Origin of the sequence: Rhizobium sp. YS-1r (genome assembly GCF_000757525.1) — a bacterium.
In the GTDB taxonomy this organism is placed as follows: Bacteria; Pseudomonadota; Alphaproteobacteria; order Rhizobiales; family Rhizobiaceae; genus Neorhizobium; species Neorhizobium petrolearium.
This window is the reverse complement of record NZ_JPYQ01000055.1, coordinates 214369-233573: the sequence shown is the minus strand read 5'-3', so window position 1 is coordinate 233573 and position 19205 is coordinate 214369. Positions and strand designations below refer to the sequence as shown.

Sequence of the window (19205 nt, the reverse complement as noted above, 5' to 3'; positions counted from 1 at the left end):
AGGACCTGACCATGTCTCTCGCCGAAGATATCCGCCTGTTGTCCCAGGTTCCGCTGTTCAAGGACATGAACAACGACCAGCTTCGCCTTGTCGCATTCGGTGCGGAGCGACGGCAGGTAGCGCCCGGCCAGGAACTGTTCCGGGAGAAGTCACCGGCGGAATCAGCGTTCATCGTAGCAAAGGGACGCTTCGAACTGCTGATGTCGGACCGCAACGGCGAGATGAAGGTGGAGGCGACGGTCGGTCCCGGAACGCTATTGTCAGAACTCGCGCTCGTCACCATGGTGGAGCGGAAGTTTACGGCCCTGGCGATCACGGAGTCCGAAGCGCTGAAAATCAGCCGGACACTGTTCCACCGTCTTCTGGAAGAATATCCTGAAGTCGGCAGGGTGATCGAGAGCCGCATTCGCGACAATATCGCCAGCCTCGCCAAGGCAGCGGCGGCGATGGGACACAGGTTCGCTTGAGCCTGCAACCGAGTGCCCCTCCCCCCGACCCTCTACCCGCAAGCGGGGAGAAGATGCCAGCAGGCGGATAAGTGGCGGGCATCACCTTGAATTTCAGAACTTGAACACCGCCGTCACCGGCACGTGGTCGGAAGGCTGGTTCCAGCCGCGCGCTTCCTTCAGCACCTCGATGCGATCGAGGAACGGTCCGAGGTCGGGCGATGACCAGATGTGGTCGAGCCGGCGGCCCTTGTCGGCCGCCTCCCAGTCCTTGGCACGATAACTCCACCACGTGTAGATCTTTGTCGGTTCCGGTGTGTGATGGCGCATGAGATCGAGCCAGCCGCCCTGCCGGATGACCTCCTTCATACCCTCGGTTTCGACCGGCGTATGGCTGACGATCTTCAGGAGCTGCTTGTGCGACCAGACGTCGTGTTCCAGCGGCGCGATGTTGAGATCGCCGACGAGGATGGAGGAAATGCCGGGCACCGCACCCGCCTTCAGCGCCTTCATCTCCTCGACGAAGTCGAGCTTGTGGCCGAACTTCGGGTTGATCGACCGATCGGGCTCATCGCCGCCGGCCGGCACATAGAAATTATGGAGCCGGATTCGCCGCGAACCGCGCTCGAAGATCGCCGAAATATGCCGGGCGTCGCCGACGCCGCAATAATCCTGCCGGTGATCTTCAAGGAGCGGCACTTTCGAGGCGATGGCGACGCCGTGATATCCCTTCTGGCCGTGAATAATGATGTGCCGGTAGCCCAGATCCTTGAGCGGCTGCAGCGGAAATTCCGCCTCCCGGCACTTGATCTCCTGCAGGCAGAGGATATCCGGCTTGTGGCGGACGAGGAACTGCTCGACGATCGGCATGCGCAGCCGAACGGAATTGATGTTCCAGGTGGCGATGGAAAATGTCATGATTGAACCCCGACGTATTGCCGAGGTTTAGGAAATTTTTCATGCCGTGAGAAGCGAAAAGGGCAACGCTTTCCACCTAGCCCTTCGTTTCGAGCAGCGCTCGGCGCTACATCTTCCTGACTTCCGCATAGGGAATGGTGAAGACCTTATCGTCGAATTTCACGCCGTTCTGGACATTGTAGATCATCACCGATGTGTCCTTGTTCTGCGCGTCGGTGATCGTCCACTGGCGCAGGTCATAAGTCTTCGAATCGAACATCATGGTAATGGTCGAATCGCCGAAGACTGTCTTGTTGCCGAGAACGATGGTGGTGAGATCGGACTCTTCTTGCACATCGCGGACCATCTGGTTGCCGAGATCGATGCGGCTGGCAAGCAGCAGGCTCAGCGGCGTCTTGGAGAGCGGGTAGATGTCCCACGTCTTGAGCTTGAGGTTGCCGATCACGACGTTCTTGCCATCGGCGATCACCCGGATCGGTGAGGGATCCTCAAAATTGAAGCGCAGTTTGCCCGGGCGCTCGATATAGAACTTGCCGCCGGTCTGCTCGCCGCGCGGACCGAACTGGACGAATTCGCCCATCATGGTTTTGACCGACGAGAAATGATCGGCGATCTTCTGCGCCGCAACTGAGCCGGGAGCGCCCTGGGCGAAGCCCAGGCCCGGCGCAAATGCAGCCGCCGCCAATCCCGCAAGCCCGAGAGAAAACTGCCTGCGGCCGATCGCATTTGAACGGAAATTTGAAAGGATGGTTTTTTCGTTCTTCATTCAGGTCTCCTTCCGTATATTCCTCCGTGCGAAAGGCGGCGGCTTGATGGCCAACTTTCCTTTATCACGAAAGCCTTACCGGTCGAGAATATCGCCTTCGGTCGGCACGAGGATTTCGCGCTTGCCGGCATGGTTGGCCGGCCCGATAAGCCCCTCCTGCTCCATCCGCTCGATGAGCGAAGCCGCCCGATTGTAGCCGATGCCGAGACGGCGCTGGATATAAGAGGTGGAAGCCTTGCCGTCGCGCAGCACGATCGCCACCGCCTGATCGTACGGATCATCCGAATCGGACAGGTTGGAGGTGCCTGCGGGGCCTCCGCCATCTTCGTCCTCGTCGTCGTCGGCCGTGATCGCGTCAAGATATTGGGGCGCGCCCTGGGTTTTCAAGTAGGCGACGATGTCCTCCACTTCCGTATCGGAAACGAAAGGACCATGGACGCGCTGGATACGGCCGCCACCGGCCATGTAGAGCATGTCGCCCATGCCGAGAAGCTGTTCGGCGCCCTGTTCACCGAGAATGGTGCGGCTGTCGATCTTTGACGTCACCTGGAAGGAGATGCGGGTCGGGAAGTTCGCCTTGATCGTACCGGTGATGACGTCGACCGAGGGGCGCTGCGTCGCCATGATGACGTGGATGCCGGCCGCACGCGCCATTTGCGCCAGACGCTGCACGGCCCCTTCAATATCCTTGCCGGCGACCATCATCAGGTCGGCCATCTCATCGATGATCACGACGATATAAGGCATCGGCTCGAGATCGAATTCCTCCGTCTCGTAGACCGCCTCGCCCGTCTGCCGGTCGAAGCCGGTCTGCACGGTACGGGTCAGGATCTCGCCCTTTTCCATCGCCTGCTCGACGCGGCTGTTGAAACCGTCGATATTGCGCACGCCGATCTTCGACATCTTCTTGTAGCGCTCTTCCATCTCGCGAACGGTCCATTTGAGCGCAACGACCGCCTTCTTCGGGTCAGTGACAACCGGCGAAAGCAGATGCGGAATGCCGTCATAGACGGAAAGTTCGAGCATCTTCGGGTCGATCATGATCAGGCGGCACTTCTCCGGCGTGTAACGGTAGAGAAGCGAAAGGATCATGGTGTTGATGGCGACCGATTTACCCGAACCGGTCGTGCCGGCGACGAGAAGATGCGGCATCTTGGCAAGATCGGCCACGACCGGTTCGCCACCGATCGTCTTGCCGAGCGCCATGGCAAGCTTCGCCTTGCTGCCCTCGAAATCCTTGCTGCCGATCATCTCCCTGAGATAGACCGTCTCGCGGGTGCGGTTCGGCAATTCGATGCCGATCGCATTGCGGCCGGGAACGACCGCGACGCGGGCGGCGATCGCGCTCATCGAACGGGCGATATCATCCGCCAGACCGATCACGCGCGAGGATTTGATGCCCGGGGCGGGTTCAAGTTCGTAGAGCGTGACGACCGGACCGGGGCGCACGTGGATGATCTCGCCCTTGACGCCGAAATCCTCGAGCACACCTTCGAGCAGGCGGGCATTCTGCTCCAGTGCGTCTGCCGAGAGCGATGCATCGCGGGCAACGGCCTTCGGCTCATTGAGAAGATGAACGGAGGGAAGCTGGAAGCCGTCCGGGGAAATGAACGAGGCTTGAGCTTCACGGGCGACGCGAGCGCTGGGCTTCGGCGGCGCGGCAGCCGGCGCTATACGCGGTTGCACGCGACCGGCCAGAGGTGCGCGGGAGGAGACGAATGGCGCGTCATCGTCGTCGTCCGACAGGATGCCGGCTGGACGCGGCGGCATGTCATCCATGTCGAATGGCGGATCGTCATCGTAGTCGTCGTCATCATGAGCGGCAATCGGCGGCGACGCCACGATCCGGCGCGAACCGGCGACCCGCTCCGCAGGACCGTCGAGAGAGGGTTCCAGACGGCGTCCGCCGGCCACGGCAGACGTCTTGGCGCGGACCGGTTCGTTCAACGTGCCGAACTCATCCTCGTTGAAATCGTAGGGCTGATCGAAACCCGTGCGGGCCCGCGGCTTGATGCCGGCAAGGCGACGGAGCCTCGCCTGGGCTATGTACCAGTAATGAGTGAGCGCACCGAATGCCAGGAAACCTGCAAAGCCGCCCTCTTCATCGTCCTCATCATCCATTTCCTCGCGCTTCGAACGGGCCTTTGCGGCGGCTACCGGCTGATCGTCGTCTTCGGCGTTTTCATCGAAAGCTGTGCCTACCAGGCCGGCCGCAAAGAGCATCAGCCAGACGCAGGGAATCGTGAAGATGCAGCCGAGCACGATTGCGACCATGCCGGTCGGATAGGCACCGACGAAAAGCGCGGGAAACCGCAAGATCATGTCGCCGATGACGCCGCCGATGCCATTCGGGATCGGCCAGGTGGGCGGGGCGGGAAAACATCCGAGCGTGGCCGATGCGAGCAATGTGCCGCCCCCCCACGCCGCAAGCCGGGCCGGAATGCGATGATAGGTGCGGCCGGATATCAACGCCAGCGCGAAGGCAAGCACCGGCAAAAGCGACACAAGGCTGGCAAGCCCCAGGAACTGCATCATCAGGTCGGCAAAGGCAGCGCCGGGAAAGCCGAGGATATTGGTGGGGTCGTTATCGGTCGCGTAGGAAAAGCTCGGATCTGCGACATTCCAGGTGGCCAAAGCCGCGACCGCAAGCGCCAGCGCAATGAAGATGCCGAAACCGGCGAGCGCAAGCGCCTGCCTCCAGACGAAGGCGGTGAGCGCCAAGCGGGTAGACCGGTTTGCCATAGCCGCCGAACTGCTTCTGCCCATCGTGTCTGTCCGCTATCCTTGGAACGCAACCCTTCGCGCGAATCGGCAGACGCCGGCCAATTCACACAGTTCCGTCGAAGATTAGCGCAGCGATAGTTAATGCGGCTTTAACCAAGATGAGCGGCGGAAGACCTGAAAATACGAATAAAAAGGCCCGGACCGAAGTCCGGGCGAATGCAGCTTCGGGGGGAAGCTGCGACGGGACCAAGAGCGGCGGCGATAACCGCCACCGCCAGTTCCGGATCAGGAGTGGTAGGCGGCTTCGCCGTGGGTGGCGAGGTCGAGGCCTTCGCGCTCGGCTTCCACGGTGACGCGCAGGCCGACGATGACATCGGTGATCTTGTAAAGGACGACCGAACCGACACCGCACCAGGCGATTGTGATGATGACGGCATAGAGCTGCGTCATGAACTGGCCGCCCATGGTGACGCCGTCAGCATAACCGATGCCGCCCAGCGACGACGAAGCGAAGATGCCGGTGGCAAGCGCGCCAAAGAAACCGCCCACGCCATGGATGCCGAACACGTCTGCTGTGTCGTCATAACCGAACTTGTTCTTGATGACCGAAACGAAGAAATAGCAAAGCGGCGATACGATCAGACCCATGATGATCGCTCCCATCGGACCGGCAATGCCGGCTGCCGGGGTAATGGCAACCAGACCGGCGATCATGCCGGAGACAGCACCCAGCAGCGAAGCCTTGCCGCGAGTGAAGGTTTCAACGATGCACCAGGAGATGACGGCCGCAGCTGTGGCAATGAAGGTGTTTACGGTTGCCAGCATCGCGCCACCGGAAGCTTCGAGGTTGGAACCGGCATTGAAACCGAACCAGCCGACCCAAAGCATTGCAGCGCCCACAAGCGTAAGCGTCATGGAGTGCGGTGCCATCATGTCCTTGCCGTAACCGGTACGCTTGCCGATCATGATCGCGCCGATCAAACCGGCAAGACCGGCGTTGATGTGGACGACCGTGCCGCCGGCGAAGTCAAGCGCGCCCCAGCCGAACAGAAGGCCGTTTGCATCCCAGACCATATGGGCGATCGGGAAATAAACGAAGGTGACCCAAAGCAGGCAGAACAGAATGGAGGCGGAGAACTTGATGCGCTCTGCGAAAGCGCCGACGATCAGGGCAGGCGTCAGCGCTGCGAAGGTCATCTGGAACATCACGAAAATGAACTCCGGAATGACGACGCCATCGGAGAAGGTCGCAGCCGTGGAGTCCATGGTCACGCCGGAAAGGAACATCTTGGCCGTGCCGCCCCAGAAGGGGGAGGTCCCGCCGCCGAAGGCGAAGGAATAGCCGTAGATGACCCAGGCCAGCATGATGGCCGAACCGGCGACCGTGCATTGCATGAGCACGGACAACATGTTCTTGGCACGCACCAGGCCGCCGTAGAAAAGCGCAATGCCCGGCATCAGCATGAACAACACGAGAAGGGTGGAGATGAACATGAAGGCGGTGTCGCCCTTGTCCGGAACCGGAGCGGCCGCGGCAGCCTCGGCAGCCGCCGGCGCAGCTTCCTGTGCGAAGGCAACCACCGGCGCAAACAGAGCGCCAACGGCCGCACCCATGCGCCCGATCATAGAAATCTTGTTAAATTGCATAGCTTGAGAACTCCCCTGTCAGCCCGTGCTTCAAAGCGCTTCTGTGTTGGTTTCGCCGGTACGGATGCGCACGGCCTGCTCGATCGAATAAACGAAGATCTTGCCATCACCGATCTGGCCGGTCTTGGCGGCCGAGGCGATCGCTTCCACGGCCTTGTCGACGAGGTCGGAGGGGACGGCGATTTCGATCTTCAGTTTCGGCAGAAAACTTACGGCATATTCGGTGCCGCGATAGATTTCGGTATGTCCCTTCTGGCGTCCGTAACCTTTGACTTCGGTGACGGTCAGGCCCTGGATACCGACAGCCGTGAGGGCTTCGCGCACCTCATCCAGCTTGAACGGCTTGATTATGGCCATCACGATTTTCATCTGGCTTCCCATCCTTTGTTTGTCCTCGGCATGCAGGCCGACTCTCCTCATCGCCGGCAGATCATGACAGCGACTGGAAGGATACATTCAAAGGGCGTGCCAGATTCGAATGCAGCTATAACTTATTGAAAAGTAAAGATTTCTGGAAACAGTTCCAAGAAACGGGCATTTGGATGGCGCAAAGGCGGCCAAAACTTGTGCAAATTTCAAAATTTGCACAATTATTATTCATTTGCCTTTTTCCGAATCAATCCTTCCTGCGCCACGGAAGCGATCAGCGCGCCGGAACGCGTGTAGAGGCTGCCGCGGGTCATGCCGCGGGCACCAGACGCACTCGGGCTATCCTGCGTATAGAGCAGCCAGTCGTCGAATGTGACAGACCGATGAAACCACATGGCATGGTCAAGGCTCGCGGCCTGAAGCGCCGGATCGAAGATCGACGTGCCGTGCGGATAGAGGGAGGCATCGAGCAGCGTCATATCGGAAAGGTAGGCAAGCACGGCAGCCTGATAGTGGCGGTCGGCCGGCACCTCGCCGACCGTTCGCACCCAGATGTCCTGACGTGGTTCGAGCTTGTCCCTGGTCAGATAGTGGAGAAGCGAGGTCGGCCGCACTTCGATCGGTCGTTCCCGGTTCCAATACCGCCGAACTGCTTCCGGAGCGTGCTCGAGGAAAAGCGCCTTGAACTCTTTCTCCCCCATCAGATCCTCCGGCTGAGTGACGGAAGGCATGTCGATCTGGTGCTCGTACCCTCCCTCCTCGATCTGAAAGGACGCTGACATGGAGAAGATCGCCTTGCCGTGCTGTATGGCCACCACCCGCCTCGTCGTAAAGCTTGATCCATCCCGGATGCGCTCCACCTGATAGAGGATCGGCACGGAAGGATCGCCCGGGCGCATGAAATAGGCATGCAGCGAGTGAACGAAACGATCGGCTTGCACGGTGCGCTGGGCGGCCATCAATGCCTGGGCGATGACCTGGCCGCCAAAGACCCTTTGCCAGCCGACGTCCGGGCTGAGGCCGCGATAGAGATTCTCCTCGAGCTTCTCGAGGTCGAGCGTCGCGATCAACTGCTCCATGGGGGACGAAGATTCGGCCTGACGCGACATTATGACGAACTCCGGCGATAGGAAGCGGCTGACCGATGGTCTATATGGATGGCATGATATTCTCAAGTCTCACGGGAGCTTAAGCCAATGCTGGATATGCTGGTTGCAGGCGGTGGTTATGTGGGCCTCGCGGTCGCGGTCGCAGTCAAGCAGGCGGCCCCGCATCTGAAGGTCGAAGTGGTCGAGGCCGCTCCGGCGGGCGCCTGGGAGAAAGACGAGCGTGCTTCCGCCATCATCGCCGCGGCGACACGCATGCTCGAAGTATTCGGCGTCTGGGACGAAATCGCGCCCGACGCCCAGCCGATCAACAGGATGATCGTGACCGACAGCCGCACGTCCGACCCCGTGAGACCGGTCTTCCTGACATTTGAGGGAGAAGCCGACGAAGGCCGGCCCTTCGCCCACATGATCCCGAATGTCACAATCGTCAGGGCGCTGCGCGGAGTGGCAGAAAGGCTCGGCATATCCATCCGGCATGGCTTTTCCGTCACCGGCTTTGTGACGGAAAGCACCCGTTGCACCGTTTCCCGTTCGGATGGCTCCGTCATTGAAACCCGCCTGCTCGTCGCCTGCGACGGCGTGCGCTCCAAACTCCGGGACATGGCCGGCATCAGGACCGTCACCTGGGACTACGGCCAATCCGGTATCGTTGCGACGGTTGCCCATGAACGGCCGCACGAGGGCGTGGCGGAAGAGCATTTCCTGCCCTCCGGCCCCTTCGCCATCCTGCCGCTCACCGACAACCGTTCGTCTCTCGTCTGGACCGAGCGGACGCCGGAAGCAGAACGCCTGGTTGCCTCCGACGACCTGGTGTTCGAGGAGGAACTGCAACGACGCTTCGGGCATAAGCTCGGCGAATTGCGGCTGGTCGGCGGACGGCGCGCCTTCCCGCTCGGCCTGACGCTGGCACGCGCCTTTGTCGCGCCGCGCTTCGCTCTTGCCGGCGATGCTGCACATGGAATCCACCCGATCTCCGGCCAGGGCCTCAATCTTGGCTTCAAGGATGTCGCGGCACTCGCCGAAACGGTCGTGGAAGCCGACCGGCTCGGCCTCGATATCGGAGCGCTGAATGTGCTGGAGCGCTACCAGTCCTGGCGGCGCTTCGACACGTTCCGCATGGGGGTCACGACCGACGTCCTGAACCGCCTGTTCTCGAACGATATAACCCCGATCCGCATCGCCCGCGACTTCGGTCTCGGCATCGTCGACCGCCTGCCAAGGCTCAAGGGCTACTTTGTCGATCAGGCAGCGGGTAAAACCGGCGAGGGCGGACCGAAGTTGCTTGCCGGGCAGGCGATCTGAGGCGCCGTTCAAAGCATTGCCCCTTATCCGGTTCCCAGCCCCTCTCCCGCCTGCGGGGAGAGGTTAGGGGCATTTAGGGGATAAGGACAGGCGTCAGTCCTCGATCCGGCGAGCCTCGGAAACCAGCATGATCGGGATGCCGTCGCGGATCGGATAGGCCAACTGCGCCGCCTGCGAGATCAGTTCATTGGTTTCGCGGTTGAAGGACAGCCGCCCCTTGGTCAGCGGACAGACGAGCAGGTCGAGGAGTTTGGGATCAACCTTGCTGAGCTTCTCGTCCATGACAGCCTTACTGGAGTATCGTGTCGGTATCGCTCAACTCCCGCGCCAGGAAGATTTCCGTGATGGCGATCAGGGTTTCGGCGCGGGTCTTGAGGTCGGGGGCTTCGAGCAGGGCTTGCTTCTCGGCCGGACCGAAAGGCGACATCATGGAAAGCGAATTGACGAGCGTGCGGTTGCCGGCGCGCTCGACGCTTTCCCAGTCCGCTTCCAGCTTATTGGCATCGAGATAGGCCCGGAAGACGCGCAGAAGTTCGCCGCGGTCGACGGTGCTCTCATCATCTTCTGCCGAAAGATCGGTCATGAACGGCGCGATCTTGAAGGTGCGATAGGGATGACCCTCCCCCACTTCCTCAAGCAGCCGGAAACGGCACACACCGCTGATCGAGGTAATATAGCGGCCATCACCTGTCTCTGCAAAAGACGTGATGCGACCGATGCAGCCGACGCTCGACAGTGCGGGCCGAGGGCTTTCCGCAGGATCGCCGGTCTCCAGAAGTGACGGCTGGACAATACCGACCAGCCGGTCGGATGCAAGCGCCGCATCGAACATTGCAAGATAGCGCGGCTCGAAGATGTTGAGGGGCAGCTGGCCGCCAGGCAAAAGCAGAGCACCCGTCAACGGAAAAACAGGAACCGTTCCCGGCAGATCCTCTCGCTTTACATATCGCGCATTTCCCACATGCATGGGACCGACACCTCCCAGACGACAGGTCCAAATCCGTCGCCCCTCGAAATAATGTGGGGCACCGGCAGAAGAACGCAAGACCGTTCCCTGGCCGAATCGATCCCCGCTTACGAAAAGAGGATCGAAGACAGGCGGCGGCGGGCGGAAATCGTGGCCGGATCCTTCGGTCCCCAGACTTCGAAGAACTCCAGAAGCTGGCGGCGCGCACCGTCGTCATCGAAGCTGCGATCCTTGCGCATGATCATCAGCAGGTGCTCGGCAGCCTCCTCGCGCTTGCCTTGAACATTCAGGATCTTCGAAAGCATCAAACGTGCCTCGTGATCGTCCGGGTTCAGCGAGAGCCGATGCTCCAGCGAGGCCGGATCGCCGAGCTTGCGAGCCTCCTCGATCTGTTCGAGCTTCCTGGCGACCGCCTGGATTGCCGGGTCCTTGGAAAGGGTCTCCGGAAGCGATGCGAGCATCTGGCTTGCGCGGGCCGTATCGCCCATGGCGATCAGGCACTGCATCATGCCCGCCGCGGCCTTTGCATTTTCCGGATCGGCCTGGAGTACCGCTCCATAGAGCTGGGCTGCCCCCTGGACGTCACCGCCGGCGAGCATCGTTTCGGCTTCGGCAAGCGCCGCGTCAATCTCGGCCGCCTGATCGGCGCCGGCAGGCCCCGCAATCCGGTCGATGAACTGGCGTACCTGGCTTTCCGGAACTGCACCCATGAACCCATCGACGGGACGGCCATCGACAAAAGCGATGACAGCCGGAATCGACTGGATGCCGAGCTGGCCAGGGATCGACGGATGGTCGTCGATGTTCATCTTGACGAGCTTGACCCGACCCTTGCCTTCATTGACCACCTTTTCGAGAATGGGCGTGAGCTGCTTGCAGGGGCCGCACCAGGGCGCCCAAAAATCCACAAGGACCGGCTGACCGCGCGATTCCTCGATGACATCCTTGGCGAAGCCGGCCGTCGTCGTATCTTTGATAGGGGAACCGCCAGCTGAGGTCGCGGCAGGCTCCGCGCCGTACTTCGCCGAAGCGGTCATCTGCCCGCCATAGCCGCTGGCGCCGAAGGAACCGCCATAGGGGTTGTCTGTGCCGCTCATGAATGCTCTCCAGGGAACGCTTTATGGTTCTATCTTGGCCACAAAGATCGTATGTCAGTCTGTCACTTTCAAGACAAGCGGCGTGTGGCCGGTTGCCTCCAGAAAGCGGATGAGATCGTCGCGGCCGATCGATGTCGTGGCGTCATTCGATAGCGGATGACCATTGATGATGTCGTGCCTCATAAGATCTTCATCCAGCACGAAGGTAACATGTCGTCCGGTATCGTTGAAGGCACCGAATATCGTCACCGAACCCGGAATGACGCCGAGATATTCCATCAGCTTTTCCGGCCTGCCGAAAGAGACGCGGCCTGCGGCGCCGATCACCTTGTGAACCGTCTTCAGATCGACCGTGGCGTTCTCCTCCACCGTCAGGACAAAATACCGGTCCTTCTTGTCTTTTATGAAGAGGTTCTTGGTATGGCCACCGGGAATCTCGTCACGCAGGCTTTCCGATTCCGCCACGGTAAAGACCGGCGGGTGGGTCTTGGTGGAATGGGGAATGTTGAGGCTGTCGAGGAAACGGAACAGGTCCTCGGCGGTTTTCGGAGCAGTGTCGGTCATTCTTGAGGGATGGGCTCTGTTGGTGGGCAGGCGAACTATAACCCCAATGTTGCCGCCGGCCAAGCAAGTGCACACGATTTCGTGAGACGCTTGATCTTGCCAAGCTGGTCGACCAACCTAATCTAACCGGAGGGTCATCCGATTGGAGCGGCCCCCCGCAAACATCATAAAAATAAGAAGCCTCAATTTTTAATTTGATTCCGGCGCACCGTTTTCCGCGTCCCGAATATCGGCTTTCGGCCGATAGCAGCCGCTTTCATCCATCGCCCGGCGCAGTATGCCGGCTTCTCACAAGAAAGGTCCGCTCATGGTCACCTTCACGCTCAACGGACAGGAACGAACGTTCGACGGCGACCCCGACACGCCCCTCCTCTGGGTTATTCGTGATTTCGAAAAACTCACCGGAACGAAGTATGGCTGCGGAATAGCCCAATGCGGCGCCTGCACCGTGCATCTCGACGGCATGCCGCATCGCTCCTGCATCTTGCCGATCTCGGTGGTCGAAGGCTCCGAGGTCATCACGATCGAAGGCGTTTCCGGAAAAGAAGCCGAAGCCATCAAGACCGCCTGGGCTGGCCTGGACGTGCCCCAATGCGGTTACTGTCAATCCGGGCAGATCATGTCGGCGGTCGCCCTGCTCCAGATGGTGCCGAAGCCGACGGATGCGGATATCGACGGGGCGATGACCGGCAACATCTGTCGATGCGCCACCTATCATCGCATCCGGGCGGCGATCCACAATGCCGCCAATTCGATGGAGGGCTGAGCCATGACACTGCATGATATCGCTGCCACCCGCCGCGGCTTCCTGGCCGGCTCGGGCCTTCTCATCGGCGTGGCGATCGCGCCCAAGTTTCTTGCCGCGGCCCCGACCGGCGTGCAGGCGGGCGGAGGTTCCGCACTGACCCCGATGAACGCCTTCGTTAAAATCGGCACCGACGACACGGTGACGGTCCTGTCGAAGCATATCGAATTCGGCCAGGGCCCATTCACCGGCCTCGCAACGCTGGTTGCCGAAGAGCTCGACGCCGACTGGGGCCAGATGCGCGCCGTTCACTCGCCGACGGACAACAAGATCTATGCAAACCTGCTCTTCGGCCTGCAGGGCACCGGCGGCTCGAGTTCGATCGCCAATGCCTATGAGCAGATGCGAAAAGCCGGCGCGACCGCGCGTGCCATGCTGATTGCCGCCGCGGCCGAAGACTGGAAGGTCCCCGCTTCCGAGATCACTGTCGAAAAGGGCCGCATCAGACATGCCGCATCCAACAGGGAGAGCGGTTTCGGGGCATTCGCCGAAAAGGCGGCCCTACAAACTCCCCCTGCGGAGCCGAAGCTCAAGGACCCGAAGGATTTCGTGCTGATCGGCACCGATCTGCCGAAGCTCGACACGCATGGCAAGACGAATGGTTCGGCGATCTTCACGCTCGATATCACCCCGGACAACCTTCTGATCGCGGTGGTCGCCCATCCGGAGCATTTCGGTGCGACGGTGAAGAGCTTCGACGATACCGAAGCCCGCAAGGTGCAGGGCGTCGTCGACGTGAAACAGGTGCCTCAAGGCGTCGCTGTCTATGCGGAAAACACCTTCGCCGCCTTGAAGGGCCGCGATGCGCTGAGCATCGAATGGGATCTCTCCAAGGCTGAGACCCGCTCCTCGGAGGAACTGTCCGCCGACTATGTCAAACTCTTCCGCGAGAAGGGGCTTGAAGCAGCCGGCAAAGGCAATGTGGAGGAAGCCTTCAACGCATCGGGTCTGCAGACGGTGGAAGCCGAGATCGTCTTCCCCTTCCTGGCGCACGCGCCGATGGAACCGCTGGACGCCGTCTTCATCAGGGCGGATGACGGCTCGGTGGATATCTACAACGGCGCGCAGTTCCCGGGCATGGACCAGGCGACGGCCGCCCAAATTCTCGGACTCGACGAATCGAAAGTGCGGGTCAACACCCAGCTCGCCGGCGGCAGCTTCGGCCGCAGGGCGCAGTTTGGCTCGCCCTATATGCAGGAAGCGGCGTCGGTTTACGCCGCCAGCGACCGCAGTCGCCCCTTGAAGCATATGTGGACCCGCGAGGACGACATTCGCGGCGGCTTCTATCGCCCGATGTATGCTCACAGGATGCGCGGCGCGATCAATGCCGATGGCGAGATCATGGCCTGGGAACAGGTGATCGTCGGTCAGTCGATCATGGGCAAGGCCGATCTCGATCAGACATCGGTCGAAGGCGCTTCGAACCTGCCCTATGCGATCCCCAACCTGAAGGTAACCTCGCACAACGTTCCGCTCGCCGTGCCGCCGCTCTGGTGGCGTTCGGTCGGCCACACGCATACGGGCTTTGCGGTCGAGACTTTCGTGGACGAACTCTTCGAGAAGATCGGCAGGGATCCCGTCGAAGGGCGACTTGCCCTCCTGAAAGAGGAACCTCGCCACGCGGGTGTGCTCCGGAAGGCTGCCGAGATGGCGAACTGGGGCGGACAAGTGCCGGAAGGCCGCGCTCGCGGCGTCGCGGTGGTCGAAAGCTTCAGCACCTATGTGGGTCAGGTCGTCGAAGTCTCGGTCGGGACCGATGGCGCTCCGCATGTCCATAAGGTCTGGTGTGCGGTCGATTGCGGAGTGGCCGTCAACCCGAACGTCATCAAGGCACAGATGGAGGGTGGCATCGGCTACGGCCTCGGGGCAGTCCTCTTCGATGCGGTGACCCTCGGCAAGGGCGGCAAGATTATCCAGTCGAACTTCCACGACTACCGGTCCATCCGGATCAACGAGATGCCGGACGTGGAGGTGGAGATCATCAAGTCGACCGAGAAGCCGAGCGGCGTCGGCGAACCCGGCGTGCCGCCCGTCGGCCCGGCGGTTGCCAATGCCTGGCGGCGCCTCACGGGAGCACCTGTCAGAAAGCTCCCGATCGTCAATATCGTTTCGGCTTGAGGATCAACGCCCGATGAATTGGAAACTCGCATTCACCGGCGTTGCCGCCGCCTGTCTTTTCGTGGGTGTCGGCACGGCGCTGTCACCCGTCTCGGTGGCGCAGGACGCCCAGGCCGATGCCAGGACGCTGAAGCCAGCCGCCTCCTTCCAGTCGATCGCCAACGAGCAGGACCGCTCGGTGGCGCTCTTCCAGGAAGCGGGCAAGGTCATCCAGCACCCGCGCTGCGTAAACTGTCATCCTGCTACCGACCGGCCGCTGCAGGGCGCGTCGATGCGCCCGCATCAGCCGCCGGTCTTACGCGGCGACGGCGGTATGGGTCTGCCCGGCATGCAGTGCACGACCTGCCACGGCGCCGAGAATATTCCGGTCGTGGGCCAGGCAGACACGATCAAGAGCATCCCGGGCAATCCTGCCTGGCACCTTGCGCCGATCGAGATGGCCTGGGAAGGCAAGACGCTGGGCCAGATCTGTCAGCAGATCAAAGATCCGGCACGCAATGGCGAGATGACCATGGACGAACTGGTCGAGCACATGGCGCATGACGAACTCGTCGGCTGGGGCTGGGCACCCGGCGCCGGCCGCGAGCCGGTACCGGGCACGCAGGCTGAATTCGGCGAGCTCATCGATGCCTGGGTGAAAACCGGCGCGGCCTGTCCCGCCTCCTGAGGCACAAAGCGGCCGCCGGTTCACGTGCGGAACCGGCGGTTTGTCAGGAGTTTGGGCGGATCGTAATTTTTCTTGCCGCCAATCGTCATTTCCCTGTTGCATTTGAAAAAAGTCTGGGCCATATAGCGCCCGTCGTCGGCAACAGCAGCGACCCACGGTCCAAGCGATCTACCCCGGACCGGTGGCTTGATGAGCGGGTGTAGCTCAGGGGTAGAGCACAACCTTGCCAAGGTTGGGGTCGAGGGTTCGAATCCCTTCGCCCGCTCCAGTTTTTCTCTCAAATCATACCTTGAAAAGGCCTTATCTTGGGCCGGAAGCGTCGCTGCTTGAATTCTATAGTGCAGACCCGGCTTGTGCCGCCGACTTTCCTGTCGACGGCCAAAGTCTCATGTCGAAGCGGTTCGACTTCCCATCATCGAATCTATTTCGCACCCCGCCTGCCACATGGGTGAGCCAAGCTTATCCCCGCTCACTGCTTCGAAAAGACATAGTCTGTCTCCTGCCGCAGCACTTCGCCCGGACGCAGCACAACGTTCGGGAAATTCGGATGATTGATCGCGTCCGGCCATACCTGGGTTTCCAGGCAAAACCCGGCAAAGGGGCCGTAACGGCGACCTTCGAGGCCCGGCACCGGGATTTCCTGAAGCTTGAAGGCGGCATAAAATTGCACACCGGGCTCGGTGGTCCGCACTTCCATCGAAACGCCGGAATAGACGCTGCGCGCCAGCGCCACGGAACGCTTCCGTGTCCGTTCCGGCGACAGACAGTAGTTGTGATCGAACAGGACCTGTTTGCCGTCGTCGAACCGCTTCATCGGCCCCATCTCCCGCAGGTCGAAAGGCGTATCGGCGACTGACGTCAGTCTGCCGGTCGGCAACTGCTTCTCATCCACTTCGACCAACTGATCGGCGGCGATCATAATGTCGTGACCAAGGGCGTCTTCACGGCCGTCAAGATTGAAATAGGAGTGCTGGCAGATGTTGGCGAGTGTCGGCTGGTCAGTCGTGGATTCGTAGATCACCGACAGCACGCCGTGGTCCTTGAGCTGATAGGTGGCGGTCACGGTGCAATTGCCGGGATAGCCCGCGCGGCCATCGGGATCGGTGATCTGAAGTACGACCTTGTCAGCCGCGTGATCGACGATCGACCAGTTGCTGCGGCCAAGACCATCCGTACCCCCGTGAAGGTGGCCGATCCCCGGTTGGTTCATTTCAAGCTGGTATTGTCTTCCGTCGAGCGTGAAACGGCCGGCGGAGATGCGGTTTGCGCAACGGCCGGGCGTTGCCCCGAAATACGGCGAATGGATCGGATATGGATCGAAAGCCTCGAACCCCAGCACGAGTGGCGGCCGATGGCCCTCCAGCCTGAGATCCTGGATCACGGCGCCCCATGTAATGATACTCGCGGTCAATCCGCCGCCGGCAATTCTCACGCGATAAACGGGCTCGCCATTTTCCGTCGTGCCGAAGACTTCGAAATTCTGATCCGTCATGACCTTTTCCTCCACCGGACATTTGGCGGCAACCTGCGTGATTTGGCGGCAAGCTGCAATGTCACGGGAAGCAAAATCCGTCAGCGGGCGAGTGTGCGCGTCGCCTGTTCAAGCCCGCCGAGCGTCATTGGAAACATCCGTTCGGTCATGAACTGCCGCATCAACCCGATCGAGGCCGTGTAGCGCCACTGATTTTCGGGCACCGGATTGAGCCAGACGCAGCGGTGGAAATGATCGGTGATACGCCTGATCCAGGCCTCGCCGGGCTCCTGGTTCCAGTGCTCGACGGAACCGCCCGCATGGGTGATCTCATAGGGGCTCATCGAAGCGTCACCGACAAAGATCACCTTGTAGTCCGAACCATAGCTGCGGATGAGATCCAGCGTTGCCATTCGCTCGGCGCGACGGAGGTTCTCCTTCCAAACGCCTTCGTAGAGGCAATTGTGGAAGTAGAAATGCTCCATATGCTTGAACTCTGCCCGCGCGGCGGAAAACAGTTCCTCAACGATGCGGATATGGTCATCCATCGACCCGCCCACATCGAAGAACATCAAAAGCTTCACGGCATTATGCCGCTCCGGCCTTGTCTGCACGTCGAGGTAGCCGTGCTCGGCGGTGGAACGGATCGTGCCGGGCAGGTCGAATTCCTCGGCCGCGCCCTCCCGCACCCAGCGCCGAAGCCGTTTCAGTGCCAGCTTGATATTGCGCGTGCCGAGTTCGACCTTGTCGTCGAAATCCCTGAATTCGCGCCTGTCCCAGACCTTCACTGCACTGCGATGGCGGGATTCGTCCTGCCCGATGCGCACGCCTTCCGGGTTATAGCCATAGGCGCCGAAGGGCGAAGTGCCGCCGGTGCCGATCCATTTCGACCCGCCCTGATGGCGCCCTTTCTGCTCTTCGAGCCGCTGTCGCAGCGTCTCCATCAGCTTTTCGAAACCGCCGAGCGACTGGACGAGTTTCTTCTCTTCCTCGGTCAGGTGTTTTTCGATGAGCTTGCGCAGCCATTCTTCGGGAATGTTCTGGGTATCGAGGCCCGGCTTGCCGGAGACCATCTCCAGGCCGCGAAAATAGGAGGAAAAGACCTGGTCGAATTTATCGATGTGGCGTTCATCCTTCACCAACGCCGTGCGGGCGAGGAAGTAGAAAGCCTCGACGTCGAAATCGGCCAGCCCCTCTTCCATGCCTTCGAGAAGCGCCAGGAATTCCCGGAGCGTTACCGGGACCTTCGCCTCCCTTAGGTGCAGGAAGAAGGGAATGAACATGCTGACCTATTCCGCGCCGGTCTTCTCCGGCTCGCCGATTTTCTCCAGATCGTAGGGCGTCGTCTGGTAGATCTCGTTGATCCAGTTGCCGAAGAGAAGATGCGCATGGCTGCGCCAGCGGTTCAGGGGCGTCAGAGTATCGTCGTTGTGCGGGAAATAGTCATGCGGCAACTTGATGGGGACACCGGCATTCACATCCCGGAAATACTCATCCGCCAGCGAGGTGGAGTCGTATTCCACATGATTGAACATGTAGAGACGCTTTCCCCTTTTCTCATGCACGAGGCAGATGCCCATATCGTCTGATTCCATCAGGATTTCAAGGCTTGGTACCTTTTCGATATCCGCGCGGCGCACCTCCGTCCAGCGCGATACCGGCACCTGGAAGTCATCCGAGAAGCCGTTGAGATAAACGGAGGAGGAAGCAAGATTGCGGTGCCGGTAGACACCGAAGGCCTTCTCCTTCAACTCGTATTTCGGCACGCCGTGAAAATGGTAGATGGCCGCCATCGCACCCCAGCAGACATTCATGGTCGAATGGACATTGGTGGTTGTCCAGTCGAGAATCTTCTCCATCTCGTCCCAGTAGGTGACCTCTTCGTAAGGCAGTGTCTCGATCGGTGCACCGGTGATGATGAAGCCATCGAACTTGCGGTGCTTCACCTCTTCCCATGTTTCGTAGAAAGCCAGCAGATGCTCTTCCGGCGTGTTCTTGGCCCTGTGGTTGCCGATTCGCACCAGCGACAGCTCCACCTGCAGCGGCGTCGCGCCGACGAGACGCGCCATCTGCAGCTCTGTCTTGATCTTGTTGGGCATGAGATTGAGAAGTCCGATCTGGAGCGGACGAATGTCCTGCCGCACCGCCGCAGTTTCGGTCATCACCCGCACGCCCTCGGAAACGAGGGTGCTGAAGGCAGGCAGCGTATCGGGAATCTTGATCGGCATGTCTAAA

General features: G+C 60.7%; 18 protein-coding genes and 1 tRNA gene. 6 read left to right on the top strand and 13 right to left on the bottom strand.

All coding sequences use genetic code 11. The annotated features are described in order from the left end of the window. Positions 1-11: 11 nt before the first annotated feature. Positions 12-467: a cyclic nucleotide-binding domain-containing protein gene (locus JL39_RS23870; RefSeq protein WP_037156640.1), complete on the top strand. Its 456-nt coding sequence runs from the start codon at positions 12-14 to the stop codon at positions 465-467. 93 nt (positions 468-560) lie between these two features. On the opposite strand, the gene JL39_RS23865 is transcribed toward JL39_RS23870, so the two are convergent. The 6 genes from JL39_RS23865 to tesB form a co-directional block, all read right to left on the bottom strand. Next, positions 561-1364, bottom strand: a complete 804-nt coding sequence (locus tag JL39_RS23865; protein ID WP_037156638.1) for an exodeoxyribonuclease III — start codon at positions 1362-1364, stop codon at positions 561-563. 106 nt (positions 1365-1470) lie between these two features. Then, entirely contained in the window at positions 1471-2130 is a 660-nt protein-coding gene (locus tag JL39_RS23860; protein ID WP_037156637.1) for an outer membrane lipoprotein carrier protein LolA, read from the bottom strand. Between the two features lie 75 nt (positions 2131-2205). Then, positions 2206-4896, bottom strand: coding sequence for a DNA translocase FtsK (locus tag JL39_RS23855; RefSeq protein WP_037156635.1), 2691 nt, complete (start codon positions 4894-4896; stop codon positions 2206-2208). 243 nt (positions 4897-5139) lie between these two features. Further along, positions 5140-6501, bottom strand: coding sequence for an ammonium transporter (locus JL39_RS23850; RefSeq protein ID WP_037156633.1), 1362 nt, complete (start codon positions 6499-6501; stop codon positions 5140-5142). Between the two features lie 30 nt (positions 6502-6531). Continuing rightward, positions 6532-6882, bottom strand: a complete 351-nt coding sequence (locus JL39_RS23845; RefSeq protein ID WP_037156631.1) for a P-II family nitrogen regulator — start codon at positions 6880-6882, stop codon at positions 6532-6534. A 212-nt stretch (positions 6883-7094) separates the two neighbouring features. Next, positions 7095-7979 (bottom strand): acyl-CoA thioesterase II, encoded by an 885-nt coding sequence (gene tesB / locus JL39_RS23840; protein WP_037156629.1) that lies wholly within the window; start codon positions 7977-7979, stop codon positions 7095-7097. 87 nt (positions 7980-8066) lie between these two features. Between tesB and JL39_RS23835 the strand changes: the two genes are divergently transcribed. Continuing rightward, the gene (locus JL39_RS23835; protein ID WP_037156627.1) at positions 8067-9281 is read left to right on the top strand and encodes a ubiquinone biosynthesis hydroxylase; all 1215 of its coding nucleotides are present in this window, start codon (positions 8067-8069) and stop codon (positions 9279-9281) included. A gap of 93 nt (positions 9282-9374) precedes the next feature. Here the strand turns inward: JL39_RS23835 and JL39_RS23830 are convergent, their stop codons facing one another. The 4 genes from JL39_RS23830 to JL39_RS23815 all read right to left on the bottom strand — a co-directional run bounded on the left by JL39_RS23830 (position 9375) and on the right by JL39_RS23815 (position 11909). Next, positions 9375-9563 (bottom strand): Trm112 family protein, encoded by a 189-nt coding sequence (locus tag JL39_RS23830; protein ID WP_037156625.1) that lies wholly within the window; start codon positions 9561-9563, stop codon positions 9375-9377. A gap of 7 nt (positions 9564-9570) precedes the next feature. Next, positions 9571-10248 carry an LON peptidase substrate-binding domain-containing protein gene (locus JL39_RS23825; protein ID WP_037156623.1) on the bottom strand — a complete coding sequence of 226 codons (678 nt, stop codon included), beginning with the start codon at positions 10246-10248 and terminating at the stop codon, positions 9571-9573. A 107-nt stretch (positions 10249-10355) separates the two neighbouring features. After that, positions 10356-11345 (bottom strand): thioredoxin, encoded by a 990-nt coding sequence (gene trxA / locus JL39_RS23820; protein ID WP_037156620.1) that lies wholly within the window; start codon positions 11343-11345, stop codon positions 10356-10358. A gap of 54 nt (positions 11346-11399) precedes the next feature. Next, positions 11400-11909, bottom strand: coding sequence for a prolyl-tRNA synthetase associated domain-containing protein (locus JL39_RS23815; RefSeq protein WP_037156618.1), 510 nt, complete (start codon positions 11907-11909; stop codon positions 11400-11402). Between the two features lie 307 nt (positions 11910-12216). Between JL39_RS23815 and JL39_RS23810 the strand changes: the two genes are divergently transcribed. The 4 genes from JL39_RS23810 to JL39_RS23795 all read left to right on the top strand — a co-directional run bounded on the left by JL39_RS23810 (position 12217) and on the right by JL39_RS23795 (position 15767). Continuing rightward, positions 12217-12675 (top strand): (2Fe-2S)-binding protein, encoded by a 459-nt coding sequence (locus tag JL39_RS23810; protein WP_037157263.1) that lies wholly within the window; start codon positions 12217-12219, stop codon positions 12673-12675. A gap of 3 nt (positions 12676-12678) precedes the next feature. Continuing rightward, positions 12679-14832: a xanthine dehydrogenase family protein molybdopterin-binding subunit gene (locus JL39_RS23805; RefSeq protein ID WP_037156615.1), complete on the top strand. Its 2154-nt coding sequence runs from the start codon at positions 12679-12681 to the stop codon at positions 14830-14832. 13 nt (positions 14833-14845) lie between these two features. Then, entirely contained in the window at positions 14846-15499 is a 654-nt protein-coding gene (locus JL39_RS23800; RefSeq protein WP_037156613.1) for a hypothetical protein, read from the top strand. A gap of 193 nt (positions 15500-15692) precedes the next feature. Next, positions 15693-15767 (top strand) — tRNA-Gly (locus JL39_RS23795). Between the two features lie 201 nt (positions 15768-15968). Here JL39_RS23795 and JL39_RS23790 read toward each other — a convergent pair. From JL39_RS23790 to metA, 3 genes are all read right to left on the bottom strand, one after another. Then, complete coding sequence (locus tag JL39_RS23790; protein WP_037156611.1) at positions 15969-16991, bottom strand: aldose epimerase family protein; 1023 nt, start codon at positions 16989-16991, stop codon at positions 15969-15971. Between the two features lie 80 nt (positions 16992-17071). After that, positions 17072-18253: a VWA domain-containing protein gene (locus JL39_RS23785; protein ID WP_037156609.1), complete on the bottom strand. Its 1182-nt coding sequence runs from the start codon at positions 18251-18253 to the stop codon at positions 17072-17074. Between the two features lie 6 nt (positions 18254-18259). Continuing rightward, complete coding sequence (gene metA / locus JL39_RS23780) at positions 18260-19198, bottom strand: homoserine O-succinyltransferase (RefSeq protein ID WP_037157261.1); 939 nt, start codon at positions 19196-19198, stop codon at positions 18260-18262. Positions 19199-19205: the final 7 nt, after the last annotated feature.

Excerpts from the sequence above, each read along its gene's own strand:
- JL39_RS23825 (WP_037156623.1), bottom strand. The coding sequence starts at position 10,248 with ATGCATGTGGGAAATGCGCGATATGTAAAGCGAGAGGATCTGCCGGGA.
- JL39_RS23805 (WP_037156615.1), top strand. The coding sequence starts at position 12,679 with ATGACACTGCATGATATCGCTGCCACCCGCCGCGGCTTCCTGGCCGGC.
- JL39_RS23790 (WP_037156611.1), bottom strand. The coding sequence starts at position 16,991 with ATGACGGATCAGAATTTCGAAGTCTTCGGCACGACGGAAAATGGCGAG.
- JL39_RS23860 (WP_037156637.1), bottom strand. The coding sequence starts at position 2,130 with ATGAAGAACGAAAAAACCATCCTTTCAAATTTCCGTTCAAATGCGATC.
- JL39_RS23870 (WP_037156640.1), top strand. The coding sequence starts at position 12 with ATGTCTCTCGCCGAAGATATCCGCCTGTTGTCCCAGGTTCCGCTGTTC.
- JL39_RS23865 (WP_037156638.1), bottom strand. The coding sequence starts at position 1,364 with ATGACATTTTCCATCGCCACCTGGAACATCAATTCCGTTCGGCTGCGC.
- JL39_RS23850 (WP_037156633.1), bottom strand. The coding sequence starts at position 6,501 with ATGCAATTTAACAAGATTTCTATGATCGGGCGCATGGGTGCGGCCGTT.
- JL39_RS23830 (WP_037156625.1), bottom strand. The coding sequence starts at position 9,563 with ATGGACGAGAAGCTCAGCAAGGTTGATCCCAAACTCCTCGACCTGCTC.
- JL39_RS23815 (WP_037156618.1), bottom strand. The coding sequence starts at position 11,909 with ATGACCGACACTGCTCCGAAAACCGCCGAGGACCTGTTCCGTTTCCTC.
- tesB (WP_037156629.1), bottom strand. The coding sequence starts at position 7,979 with ATGTCGCGTCAGGCCGAATCTTCGTCCCCCATGGAGCAGTTGATCGCG.
- JL39_RS23855 (WP_037156635.1), bottom strand. The coding sequence starts at position 4,896 with ATGGGCAGAAGCAGTTCGGCGGCTATGGCAAACCGGTCTACCCGCTTG.
- JL39_RS23800 (WP_037156613.1), top strand. The coding sequence starts at position 14,846 with ATGAATTGGAAACTCGCATTCACCGGCGTTGCCGCCGCCTGTCTTTTC.
- JL39_RS23785 (WP_037156609.1), bottom strand. The coding sequence starts at position 18,253 with ATGTTCATTCCCTTCTTCCTGCACCTAAGGGAGGCGAAGGTCCCGGTA.
- JL39_RS23835 (WP_037156627.1), top strand. The coding sequence starts at position 8,067 with ATGCTGGATATGCTGGTTGCAGGCGGTGGTTATGTGGGCCTCGCGGTC.
- JL39_RS23810 (WP_037157263.1), top strand. The coding sequence starts at position 12,217 with ATGGTCACCTTCACGCTCAACGGACAGGAACGAACGTTCGACGGCGAC.
- JL39_RS23845 (WP_037156631.1), bottom strand. The coding sequence starts at position 6,882 with ATGGGAAGCCAGATGAAAATCGTGATGGCCATAATCAAGCCGTTCAAG.
- trxA (WP_037156620.1), bottom strand. The coding sequence starts at position 11,345 with ATGAGCGGCACAGACAACCCCTATGGCGGTTCCTTCGGCGCCAGCGGC.
- metA (WP_037157261.1), bottom strand. The coding sequence starts at position 19,198 with ATGCCGATCAAGATTCCCGATACGCTGCCTGCCTTCAGCACCCTCGTT.